This is a genomic window from Flavobacterium sp. MAHUQ-57 (assembly GCF_051908335.1).
Lineage (GTDB): Bacteria > Bacteroidota > Bacteroidia > Flavobacteriales > Flavobacteriaceae > Flavobacterium.
Map to the genome: position 1 here is coordinate 1,343,834 of NZ_JBPZTE010000007.1, position 11,624 is coordinate 1,355,457.

An 11,624-nucleotide genomic window follows, 5' to 3' on the forward strand; every position below is an offset into this window, starting at 1 on the left:
ACAAGTGAAAAGATACAGTGAATAGCGGGAAAAAGCTCCTAAAAATTGTAAGGAAAGTCAAAGGTAAGAAATTTTTGGCACGCATATTGAATAGGTAGTACTGAAACTATAAAAACTACAATTATGAAAGCGATAAAATTATTTTTGATAGCCTTGGTGTCGCCACTCTTGTTTACCTCTTGTACTGCCGAAGTATTTGTTGAAGATGGATATGTGGACAACGGCATACCGTTACCGGAATTAATGGAAGGCTATGATTTATGGTATGTGGATTACGATGCGACTACCGGAAGTGGAGATGTGCCGTTCTTATCGAGAGCTTTTACAGTTTCCTTTTTAAATGGAAGTTTGTATGCTAACAATAACTTGGCTGGTATCGGAACAACGGGCAGTGGATTTGGTATCCGAGTGGGTTATTACGATTATTATACCAATGCTGTACGTGTGTATCATGATATTTATGGTACGTATGACTTGGAAGTGTATCAAATTTCAAGCAATCGCATCAAATTGTATAGCCGCAGTCAAAATGTAACGTACTATTTGACAGGTTACCAAAGAAGTGGTTTTGATTATGATCGTTTGTTCTATGATAACATTCATTATTTCCTACAAGAATACAAAGCTTGGGAAAAAGTATATACTAGTAGAGTAGGTGCTTTGAACGAATTTGACAACGAACATTTTATCAAATTTGTAGCGGGTGGAAGCAGCGATACGTTCAAATCATCGCAAGATGCACCGGGTACATCGGTAAATAATATCTACTGGGATTTTACAGGATACTACGGTATTTCAAGCACTTCGAGCCTATACAGTAAAAATTTAACATTAGATTATGATTTTTGGGGCAATGAATCGTTTACGCTTACCGTTATTAACGACAGCCGAATAAGGTTGTATCACAATGCCAGTGGAACGACATATGAATTTGTAGGAAGAGGGTTTATTCAGTACATGAAACAATCGCCTGCAGAAGTTAAAAGAAACGCAACAAAAGAGTTAGTTAGTAAATCGAAATAAATTTAAGTTAAGTTACGTTTTGTTTTTGGTGTTTAGTAAGAAGGCGCTCTAGGGATTTATTCCCAGAGCGCCTTCTGAATTTTATATGTTTTTTGGGCGTTTCCCTTCGGGCAGTCGGCTTTGCCTCTTGACCCTCCGGGGAGGGCTGTTCGCGCTACGCGGTAGCTTGCTTCCATCCCTAACGCGGGCTCATCTTAACTACCATAATCCATGTACAGTATTGTAATTTGGGATTTACTACGTTAATAACTTAGTTCCACTATTGCACGTACCTTCTCTGGTGTAATGTTTTGTTTTTCACCTAACGCTTTCCAACCTCTTTCTTCAAATCGTTTTACGATAAAATCAGCGGTTTCAGCATAGTTTTCAGTAGTGTTTTCCGATAAGCGAGTTTGCATTCCCATGGCGTGTAAAAATTCCACTGTTTTTTCAATCGCTGCCTCGGCTTTTTCTTCGATACTGTTTCCAGTAATACCAAAAACTCTTTCACCATATTGGGCCAATTTTTCTTTTTTGGTCTCAAACATGACACGATACAAGTTTGGACCAATGATGGCTAATGTTCTTGCATGATCAATTTCAAACAAGGCTGTTAATTCATGGCCAATCATATGTGTCGCCCAATCAGATGGTACTCCTTTTTGAATTAAGCCGTTCAAAGCCATAGTGGCACTCCACATAAAATTAGAAGCCAATTTATAATCGGTTGGATTGTCGACTACAGATGGACCAATTTCAACAAGAGTTTGTAAAATACTTTCCGCGATTCTGTCTTGTAATAAGGCGTCATGTGGATAAGTTAAGTATTGTTCCAAAACGTGCGTGTAAGCGTCTACTATACCATTTTGAATTTGTCTTTTGGGTAAAGAGGCAATTACTGTTGGATCACAAATTGAGAATTTTGGAAACAAGGCACTTCCGCCGAAGGCTAATTTTTCCTGCGATTCGTTAATGGTTATTACAGCGCCTGAATTCATTTCGCTTCCGGTAGCAGGTAAAGTCAGTACTGTTCCGAAAGGAATTACTTCCGAAAGTTCTTTGATTAATAAACGCTTGTGTAATATTTCTTTTGGTTCGCCTTTAAATTTTACTGCAGCTGAAATGAATTTCACACCGTCAATTACACTTCCGCCTCCAACAGCCAGAATGAACCCAATGTTTTGCTCGCGAATAATTTCAACCGCTTTCATTAGGGTTTCATAACGTGGATTGGGTTCGATTCCGCCAAATTCCACGATGTCATATCCAGATAATGCGGTTTTAACTTGGTCGTAAACACCGTTTTTGAAAATACTTCCGCCACCATAAGCGAGTAGTATTTTTGAATCTTTTGTTATTAAATCGGGCAGTTTTGCAATTTGTCCTTTACCAAAAACATAATTGGTAGGATTGTATAATTCGAAGTTTGTCATAACATTTTTTTTAATGAGGTATAAAATTAATGAACTTAACGCGAAACAGATGGTAAAAGAATGTTAAGAGATGAATATTTAAATGCGACAATTTGAAATTCAGTCTTTTATTTGGCAAGGATAATTCTTCACAAAAAGCTAACATTAGCATAACTGTTACTTCATAAAGAGTCACCAACTTTGACCTAGAAATAGAGCTCAGATTTCTAAATGTAAAAAGATAATAATGAAATTGTATGACAGAAAAAGAAAGAGCATTATGGGAAACCATTACTAGGTTTTCCTTTGATGAAACCATCGAAGAGTATGGTTTTGAAACACGATTGGCGTTTGAAAATAAATGGACGGACTTCGTCACTAAACAAGCCATCGAAGAGTATAAGAAGTTTATGTTTTTAGCTTCAGTCTCCAAACAAATGGTTTCACCATCCGAAATAGTAGATATTGTTTGGCACCAACATTTGATTTTTAGTAAATCCTACGAGAAACTTTGCCAGCTATTAGGGAAAAAGATTGAACACATTCCTTCCACACACAATCCTCAAAACCATTCGGTTTTTACAACTGCAAAAGAATACACCAGCGCTTTATACGAAACGTACTTCGGAAAACAAACCCCCTATTTTTGGGATAATCACTATCTTGAGGAAACACAATTAACAACAGGTAATGTTACTATGCGTAGAAGGATAATCAAAATAGCAGGTATAAGTGTTCTTCTGTATCTTCCACTGTATTTTTTGCTGAAACCTTATATTGTCACTATTGAAAATCCGTATTTCGTATTGTATACAATTATCGTAACCTTTTGTATGTTTTCTTTCTTGTACTTTCAAATCACAGTTGTGGCTGAAGACAGTGCAAAGAAATTGTACCGTGAAAATGTACATATCCAAAATCTGAATGCCGCCGAAGTTATTTGTCTTCAAACCGGCAATAATAACCGATACGTTCACGCAAGTGTGGATAATATGATTAAGAAGCGTGTTTTAAGAACGGAAGGCAATTGGGGCGTAAAATTGGATCTGAATGCAGTTTTTACTACCAAAGATGAAGTGGCTGTCGGTAATGTCTTCAACGATAAGGAACCTGTAAATTATATCACATTGTTTCATCAGTTGCGGGTCAAAGAATTGTTTTTGTTACCACAACAAGCCATGAAGAACCTGAGAGCAACTATTGTTAACAGTTCCTATTTTGTTAGCCTGTTCACTGTAGTGATATTGTTTTTTCTTCCAATGCTTTATCTTTTTCTCATCCGATTGCAATTGGGTATTGAAAGGGAGAAACCCGTAGCGTTTTTGGTTGTAGAAATTGGAGGCTATCTTATTGCAGGCTATTATTTTTTGAAGAAAGCCTACACCGAACTTTTTGCCAAAGCGATTCCTAATTTGTACAACACAAAAATAAAAAGCGAAGAACGAATTGATTTAAAGCAATCTTGGGAATGGAAGTATCTGATTATCGGTACGGCGTTTTATTGTGACGATTTCCTTCCTTTGGTAGAGCCAATACAAACGAGAATGAATTCCAACAGTTCTTCTTGGGGAAGTTGTGGTTCAAGTTGTGGTAGTAGCTGCGGTTCGAGTTGCGGCGGCGGCTGTGGTGGTTGTGGCGGCGGAGATTAGTTGGTCAATACCTGTTTCTGATACTTAATTTGTGGGTTTAACTTGAAAGGTTAAGCCTTTTTATTTTTTATAAAATAAATTATGGTCAATATACTCCCAGACTTTGCTAGGTAACATCGGAATGACGTTCTTTTTGTTTTTGATGTTTTCCCTGATGAAAGTGGATGACAATTCAATTACCGGAGCGCCTACACGGTGAATCTTTGGATTGTTTACAAACTCACTATTAATTTCTCCTGAGTTTAATCTCGGGTATACATAAATGGCATGATTTTGTAAAATCACCTCATAGTTCTTCCATTTATGTAATGAGTTCAGATTGTCTTCTCCCATGATTAATGAAAATTCATAATCAGGATATTTTTCCTGTAAATGCGCCAATGTGTTCACAGTATAATTCGGTTGAGGTAACTTGAACTCTATATCGGTGGGTTTGATTTTTGGATAGTTTTCAGTTGCGAGGTGTACCATATGCAAACGGTGGTAATCATCCAGCAACGTGTTTTTCTGCTTGTGCGGATTGTGTGGTGTGACCACCATCCAGATCTGATCCAAATCCGAATGTTCAGCCATATGATTGGCTATAATCAAATGCCCAATATGAATGGGATTAAAGGTTCCGAAATATAAACCTACCTTCATTTGCAGTATACTATTGGGTCACAAACTTTTTTACTAATTCGTACGCCTCTTGTTTGGCCACCTCTAAATCGTAGTTTTTAATTACGGTGTCAAACTGTGGTGCAGTAGCCAATTCTACGTGTGCTTTGGCAATTCGCATGTTGATTTTGTCTTCACTTTCGGTAGAACGTTCTTTCAATCGACGTTTCAATTCATCAACACTTGGCGGTTTTACGAATACAGCCAAAGTTTGTTCCGGGAATTTATGCTTAATACGTAATCCTCCGGCTACATCAATGTCGAAAATGACATTTTTGCCCAAAGCCCAAATGCGTTCTACTTCGCTTTTTAAAGTGCCATAAAAGTTGTCGCGGTATACTTCTTCCCATTCAACAAAATCTTCGGCTTTGATATGCTGTTTGAAATCGTGAATTGACATAAAGTAGTAATCTTTTCCGCTAACTTCTTCGCCTCTTGGTTCGCGAGTTGCTGCCGAAATTGAAAATTCAAGATTCAATTCTTCAATTCCTAATAAATGTCTTACTATTGTAGTTTTTCCCGATCCTGAAGGTGCCGAGAATACGATTAATTTTCCTCCTTTGTTCATTGTATTTTAACTTTAGGCAAGTTGCAATAGACTTTACGCTTAATTTGTGTTGTTTAGTATGCCTTCAATAAGGCTATGGTTAATTACAATACGTTCAATACCTGTTCTTTGATTTTTTCTAACTCGTCTTTCATCATTACCACTAGTTTTTGCATACCGGCATGATTCGATTTAGAGCCCATGGTGTTAATTTCACGGCCCATTTCCTGAGTGATGAATCCTAATTTACGACCATTAGCTTCGTTTCCTTTGATCGTTTCGATGAAATAATCCAAATGATTCGTCAATCGCACTTTCTCTTCGGTAATGTCTAATTTCTCCAAATAGTAAATCAATTCCTGCTCAAAACGGTTTTCGTCTACATTCACTTTCAATTCATCAATAGCCGTCTGTAATTTGTTTTTGATATTTTGAACACGCTCCGGATCTAATTCCAACGCTTGCTCCATATACGAACGAATATTAGCAATGCGCAATTGGAATTCTTTCTCCAATGACATTCCTTCATCCACACGAAACTGATTGATGTTGGCTAAAGCCTCATTGATCACACCTTGTATCTGTTTCCATTCGTTTTCATCGATTTCATCACGTTCTGTTTTTAATGCATCAGGCATTCTTACCGCCATCTTCATCAATTCAGTATTGTCTGCATCGGGTAAGATGTCACGCATTTGAGCAATGTACGCTTTTACGATGGGCGCATTTACTTTTGTCGACGTTTCTTCTCCTGTAACTTCTATATACAATGAAAAATCAACTTTACCTCGTTCCAATTGTTGAGCAATCTGATTGCGCAAACCCAATTCCATTTCACGGTATACCGAAGGCATTCGGACATTCAAGTCCATTCCTTTGCTGTTAAGCGATTTGAGTTCTACAGTGATTTTTTTGGTGGGCAATTGTAATGAAGCTTTTCCAAAGCCGGTCATCGATTGTATCATAGTCGTAAAATAAGAGGGTAAAGATAAGAAAAGTTATTAGTAGTTAGTACCTAGACTTTAGTCCTTAGTAATTAGTAGTAAGCAGGGTTGATAAGTTAGGGGTTGATGTTACTTGTAAAATGTGAACTAGTTACAAAGAAACTAGTTCACCATATTTAGTTTATAGTTCACGTTACAAAGAAACTAGTTCACCGCATTTAGTTTATAGTTCACTTTACAAAGAAACTAGTTCACCACTTTTAGTTTATAGTTCACTTTACAAAGAAACTAGTTCACCACATTTAGTTTATAGTTCACGTTACAAAGAAACTAGTTCACCACTTTTAGTTCATAGTTCACGTTACAAAGAAACTAGTTCACCACATTTAGTTTATAGTTCACGTTACAAAGAAACTAGTTCACCATATTTAGTTTGTATTTCACGTTATTAAGTAACGAAAACTGCCTGATAATCACTTTTTGCCAATGATTAATTATTTTCTAGTAATCACCAACCACTATGGACTAAGGACTAATCACTAGGGACTGGAAGTCTTCTTCTGTGTTACCAGATACACTCCGATAAAAATCAAAACCGCCGATCCAGCTTTTACCCAACTCAATTCGTCTTTTTGTAATCCGATAGCGAAAATAGAAGCGAACAGTGGTTGCAGATAAATAAATACAGCAACGGTAGTGGGTTTGAGTTCTTTCATTGAAAGTAAATTCAGCAAGTAGGTCAAAAAGGTGGAAAAAATAACTACAAAACCTATTTTCATAAAAGCAGAAGGAGGAACGATACTCCAATCTACAGCCTGGAATTCATTCCATCCAAAAGGAATAACCATTAGAAAGCCGAAGAAATAAATCCATTTCACAAACGAAAAAGCATTGTATTTGTCCATCAATTTTTTAACGATGATAAGGTAAAAACCATAAGAAACAGCATTCACAAAAACGAGGAAGTTTCCTAGAGATGCGTTAGGCGCATTCACCATCGATTTTCCATACAGGATTAAGGTAACGGTTCCGGCAAGCCCAAGAAGAATACCGATGATTTTTCGGTTTTCCATACGTTCTTTCATAATAAAAGCCGAAAGCACGAGTACAATCATCGGAGTGGTTACCATTAAAACGGCTCCCATGATGGGTGAAGTATAGCTCAATCCTTTGAAAAAAGTCAGCATATTGAAGGCAATTCCGAAAAAAGAGGCTGCAATGATTCGAGGGAAATCGGCTTTGTCAATTTTTTCAGTTTTTACAAATAAGGTAGCAATCCAAAATAGCAACATCGATCCGCCTACACGCAGAAAAATAAAACCGAAGGGGTCGATGTATTTTGGCATCACATCTTTGGCGATAGTAAACGTTACGCCGTATATAATCGAAACCAAAGTTGCGGCAATTAATGCCCATTCTCTTTTATTCATTGTTTAGAAAGTCAATGGCTGCGCCAACGGTTTTGGCACTATTGCCTACAAAAATCTTTCCATCGGCAATAATTACCGGACGAGATAAGAACGTATAGTGTTCCAGAATATAACGCTTGAAGTCGGTTTCCGTTAATTTTTCATCTTTCAAACCCATTTCTTTGTAAAGGGTTGCTCTTTTACTGAAAAGCACTTCGTAACTGCCCGCCATTTGTTGCATTTCATCTACTTGCTTTACCGTCATTGGTTCCGTTTTGATGTCCTGCAATTCAAAGGTGTCTAATTGCGGCAATGATTTTAAAATGCGTTGGCAGGTACTGCAGGTTTTTAAGTAATAAATCTTTCTCATTATTTTAATTTTAAATACTGATTGGCTTCTGTGTATGGAATTACTACTTCGATTGGTCCTTCCGCATAGGAAGCTACTTCGTATTGATTGTAAAGTAAATTCACTCCTTTTTTAGTCAGGAAAATATTTTGAGGCAAATGAAATTTTTCATCTGCAAACCAATAACCCGTTTCGTTGATGTTTACATTTTTAGGAACATTTTGCTGCTTTCTGAATTTCTGTTCGGCTAATTTGGTGAAGCCTTTTAAGTCAGAAAATAAGTTTTCCTTTTTGATTTGTTTGCCTGTTTTGGCATCAATAAAATAAGAATAGGTAGCGCCGTTGCCGTGCGCTCCACCGGTATAAGCCCAATAATCGAATACGAGGTTGAGTAATTTTGGAGATTGATAATCTATTGAGGTAGTACTATATGCTTGCCAATGTGAGGTGAATTCTTGATCTTCCTGATGTACTTGATTATAAGTACTGATGAAATTAGCACAAATGGCATCAAAATTTTTAGGTCGTTGGATCGTATCAAAGTAAAATAAACTGCTCATTTCCTGCAGGATCAATTTATTAATACTATCAGTTACTACCGATTTTGTTGTAAAAGTAGGAACGTTAAGTTCAATTTCGGTGGTGTCTGAACCTTCTACGAGACGCTTTTCAATTTTTTTCATTTCATAATCCAAGGTGTCGAAGTCTGATTTTACAGCATCCACTACAGTAGTAGTTTTTGGAGGATTAGAGATGGGAGTATCTTTTTTACAACTGATGGAAATACCCGCAATGAGAATATAATAAAGTAATTTACGCACGTTAAAATTGTATTAAAATGTACTACAAAATTAACTTTTTAAACGTACGGTTGGAGGTTTTGGGTTACTTTTGAAAAAAATAATTTATGGGAACTTTTACCAAAGAAATATCCATTCGCTGGTCTGATCTTGACCCGAATTTCCATATGCGCCACAGTGCTTTTTATGATTTTGGCGCACAACATCGTATCGAAGTGTTGGAACAACATGGTTTAACTATGAAATTAATGCAACAGCAATCTTTTGGACCGGTTTTGTTCCGAGAAGAAGCCATTTTCAGAAGAGAAATTCATTTGAGTGACACGATTACCATCACAACGAAGATGGGAAAGATGAAAGCCGATGCATCTCGTTGGACTATTGTGCATGAGTTGAAGAACCAAAGAGATGAATTGTGTGCGGTAATTAGTGTGGATGGTGCTTGGATGGATACCAAGTTGCGAAAGTTGGCTAGTCCGACACCCGAAATCGTTCAGGAAGTTATGAATGCATTTCCTAAAACCGAAGATTTTATCGCTTTATAAACATACCAACTATGGAATATACTTTTAAAATTAACCTTTTGTCGCGTAATGTTCTTTTGAGATTTCTGGAAAATCATACGTTGGAACAATTGAATAAGATTCCGGAAGGATTCAGTAATAATCTAATATGGAACATTGGTCATATGGTGGTCGTACAACAAATGTTGGTGTACCGTTTGTCAGGATTGCCAATGATGGTTTCCGATGCAATGGTGGCCAAATACATGAAGGGAACCAAACCGGAATCGGATGTGACACAAGAGGAAGTGGATGAAATCAAGTCATTACTGTTTGCCACTTTAGAGCAATCGAAAAAAGATTTTGAGAATGCTATTTTCAAAACCTATACCGAGTTCACTACTTCAACAGGTTATACTGTGACCAGTGCAAAAGATGCTATGGAATTTAACAATTACCATGAAGGGATGCATACCGGTATTATGATGCAAATCAAAAAATTCTTGTAAAGAATAGCAAAACTCCCCAAAAGACAACACAAAAATCTTAGGGGAGTTTTCCTCGAATTAAGCAACTCTTTTTTCCTTCTGATGAAGGATATTTTCTTTGAGTTCGGTAACGGAAAGGTTTAGTTTGAGTAGTTTTCTTTTATGAAAGTAAAGTTTCAATCGGAGTTTGTATAGATCATATACTATAATTACGACCAGAACCAGACTTACCAAATAAAACATCTTGAATCCCAAATGCACATAAGTAAATCCAGCCAAAACAGCACCAATAAGATAAAATAAAGTTATCGATGATAACAGTTTTGCTCTTTCCTTTAGGTTCTTGTTGTTGCGAAATTCTTTTTTGGTGAACATTGAGAACAAAATTCCTAAATCGGTTGTAGTACCGGTTAAGTGAGTTGTTTTGATGGAGAAGTTTGAAATACTTGCCGTGAGTCCGTTCTGTAATCCCATAGCAAAAAGTAAGATGGCTAAAAGGACTTCTGTTTCGGCTAATGTTTCCCCATAAAAATTGTCTCCGTAAAAACTCACTGCAATTAAGCAAAGTATCTCCAATAGTAAAGGTATCGAATGGGCAATATAGCTGTTCTTATGATTAAGGTGTATCACAGCCAGGTTGGAAGTAAAACTCCCCAGGAAGAATAACAAAATCCAAGAGAATACCACAATAGTCTGGTACAGATTTCCTTTCACGATTTCTGAAGCAAGAACAGCATAATGCCCAGTAATGTTTGATGAGAATGAAAAGAATAGCAGTAGCGAACCGATATTGATCATTCCGGCAGAAAATGCGGATAAGGAACCGAGTTTGAGATTGTCTGAATGGGATCTGCTGTTACTGTATTTTCTAAGCATCTTTATTTCTTTTTTTCAAATGTTAAGCGGGCAATCCCACGAACATCTGTGTTTGTATTAAAATTGAGCACGAGTTTGTCTTCCGATAATTCTGAAAGCGTATAATGTTCAACTGAGTTGTCGTTGTATTTCAACTCGAGTATATTTCCCCTGCCTTTTATGGACCAGGTTAGTTTTTTTGTGGCCTCTTTTCCTTTTAGAATTAATTCCTTTCCGGGCATGAAAATCCATTTTTCGGCTTTATGAATAATCAGGTTCTGACTGGCAATTTCCTTGACATAACCTGAAACGTTTTTAAAGTCGGCATTCACCGTGTCGTTTTTGTCGACCTTTTCATATTCCCAGCTTGCTTCTTCCCATTCTCCTTCAATCTTTTTTTCCGGATTCCCCGACATACTTGTTGTTGTTATAAGGATTACCAAAACCAGTATGGGAAGACTAATGTATTGTATGATGATTTTCATGTTTTAGTTTTTTTTAGGTTAACCTATGGAAACCTGGTTCAGGAATACTTCGCTGATTTTTCCTTTTTCGGTAACCGGAGAAATTGTGTCAGTGGTAATTGTAATGACTTCCACAGGCGATTTTTTAATAAATCTTGTTAAGTCAAAGCTATTGCTCTTGGCCAGTTTTGGTTTACCATCAAAGAGATAGATCTTTTCAACGTTGTTGGAGTCAAGATAACTGTTGAATGCAATTTGGTTGAACCCGGTGAATAAGTCGATTTTGATTGAGTTGATTTGGGAATCAAATTTGTTACACAATACTTCAAAAGCTTCTTCAAATTCGGAATTGGTCAGTGCATCGATGTGCTTTCTTTTGGAGAAGAACAATAAGTCACGTATCGAGTCACTTAGATTCAAACCGTGTAATAGGATAATATCTAAAGGTGTACCTGCGGAGTTGTTGCTTAAAACGGCTTTTAATGTGTTTAATGAATTGACGGTAAAGTCGGTCGGTATTACAATTGATTTTTTCATGCTTC

14 protein-coding genes are annotated in these 11,624 nt (G+C 36.9%); 4 read left to right on the top strand and 10 right to left on the bottom strand.

Features of this window, described 5'->3' with window-relative positions; genetic code table 11:
• Positions 1-123 precede the first annotated feature (123 nt).
• On the top strand, positions 124-1,023 hold the full coding sequence (locus ACS8MM_RS14050) for a nicotinic acid mononucleotide adenyltransferase (RefSeq protein ID WP_379718014.1): 900 nt from the start codon (positions 124-126) through the stop codon (positions 1,021-1,023).
• Between the two features lie 242 nt (positions 1,024-1,265).
• Here the strand turns inward: ACS8MM_RS14050 and ACS8MM_RS14055 are convergent, their stop codons facing one another.
• Positions 1,266-2,435: an iron-containing alcohol dehydrogenase gene (locus ACS8MM_RS14055; RefSeq protein WP_379718016.1), complete on the bottom strand. Its 1,170-nt coding sequence runs from the start codon at positions 2,433-2,435 to the stop codon at positions 1,266-1,268.
• 236 nt (positions 2,436-2,671) lie between these two features.
• Here ACS8MM_RS14055 and ACS8MM_RS14060 point away from each other — a divergent pair, with 236 nt between their 5' ends.
• Positions 2,672-4,063, top strand: coding sequence for a hypothetical protein (locus ACS8MM_RS14060; protein ID WP_379718018.1), 1,392 nt, complete (start codon positions 2,672-2,674; stop codon positions 4,061-4,063).
• 60 nt (positions 4,064-4,123) lie between these two features.
• Here ACS8MM_RS14060 and nadD read toward each other — a convergent pair whose 3' ends face one another.
• The 6 genes from nadD to ACS8MM_RS14090 form a co-directional block, all read right to left on the bottom strand.
• Entirely contained in the window at positions 4,124-4,705 is a 582-nt protein-coding gene (gene nadD / locus ACS8MM_RS14065; RefSeq protein ID WP_379718020.1) for a nicotinate (nicotinamide) nucleotide adenylyltransferase, read from the bottom strand.
• 10 nt (positions 4,706-4,715) lie between these two features.
• Positions 4,716-5,291 (bottom strand): guanylate kinase, encoded by a 576-nt coding sequence (gmk, locus tag ACS8MM_RS14070; RefSeq protein WP_379718022.1) that lies wholly within the window; start codon positions 5,289-5,291, stop codon positions 4,716-4,718.
• 83 nt (positions 5,292-5,374) lie between these two features.
• Positions 5,375-6,235 (bottom strand): YicC/YloC family endoribonuclease, encoded by an 861-nt coding sequence (locus tag ACS8MM_RS14075; protein WP_379718024.1) that lies wholly within the window; start codon positions 6,233-6,235, stop codon positions 5,375-5,377.
• A 518-nt stretch (positions 6,236-6,753) separates the two neighbouring features.
• Positions 6,754-7,644 (bottom strand): DMT family transporter, encoded by an 891-nt coding sequence (locus ACS8MM_RS14080; protein ID WP_379718026.1) that lies wholly within the window; start codon positions 7,642-7,644, stop codon positions 6,754-6,756.
• Complete coding sequence (locus ACS8MM_RS14085) at positions 7,637-7,993, bottom strand: arsenate reductase family protein (RefSeq protein WP_379718028.1); 357 nt, start codon at positions 7,991-7,993, stop codon at positions 7,637-7,639. Before ACS8MM_RS14085 ends, ACS8MM_RS14080 begins: the two co-directional genes overlap by 8 nt.
• On the bottom strand, positions 7,993-8,793 hold the full coding sequence (locus ACS8MM_RS14090) for a DUF3298 domain-containing protein (RefSeq protein WP_379718030.1): 801 nt from the start codon (positions 8,791-8,793) through the stop codon (positions 7,993-7,995). The genes ACS8MM_RS14085 and ACS8MM_RS14090 overlap by 1 nt, the downstream gene beginning before the upstream one ends.
• An 86-nt stretch (positions 8,794-8,879) precedes the next feature.
• On the opposite strand from ACS8MM_RS14090, the gene ACS8MM_RS14095 reads away from it, so the two are divergent.
• The gene (locus ACS8MM_RS14095; RefSeq protein ID WP_379718032.1) at positions 8,880-9,317 is read left to right on the top strand and encodes an acyl-CoA thioesterase; all 438 of its coding nucleotides are present in this window, start codon (positions 8,880-8,882) and stop codon (positions 9,315-9,317) included.
• An 11-nt stretch (positions 9,318-9,328) separates the two neighbouring features.
• Positions 9,329-9,784 carry a DinB family protein gene (locus ACS8MM_RS14100; protein ID WP_379718034.1) on the top strand — a complete coding sequence of 152 codons (456 nt, stop codon included), beginning with the start codon at positions 9,329-9,331 and terminating at the stop codon, positions 9,782-9,784.
• Positions 9,785-9,841: 57 nt separating this feature from the next.
• Here ACS8MM_RS14100 and ACS8MM_RS14105 read toward each other — a convergent pair whose 3' ends face one another.
• From ACS8MM_RS14105 to ACS8MM_RS14115, 3 genes are read right to left on the bottom strand one after another with little or no spacing between them, the layout of a single operon-like run.
• Positions 9,842-10,639, bottom strand: a complete 798-nt coding sequence (locus tag ACS8MM_RS14105) for a YoaK family protein (protein ID WP_379718036.1) — start codon at positions 10,637-10,639, stop codon at positions 9,842-9,844.
• Positions 10,640-10,641: 2 nt separating this feature from the next.
• Complete coding sequence (locus tag ACS8MM_RS14110; RefSeq protein WP_379718038.1) at positions 10,642-11,103, bottom strand: hypothetical protein; 462 nt, start codon at positions 11,101-11,103, stop codon at positions 10,642-10,644.
• An 18-nt stretch (positions 11,104-11,121) separates the two neighbouring features.
• Positions 11,122-11,619, bottom strand: a complete 498-nt coding sequence (locus ACS8MM_RS14115; protein WP_379718040.1) for a hypothetical protein — start codon at positions 11,617-11,619, stop codon at positions 11,122-11,124.
• Between the last annotated feature and the right edge of the window lie 5 nt (positions 11,620-11,624).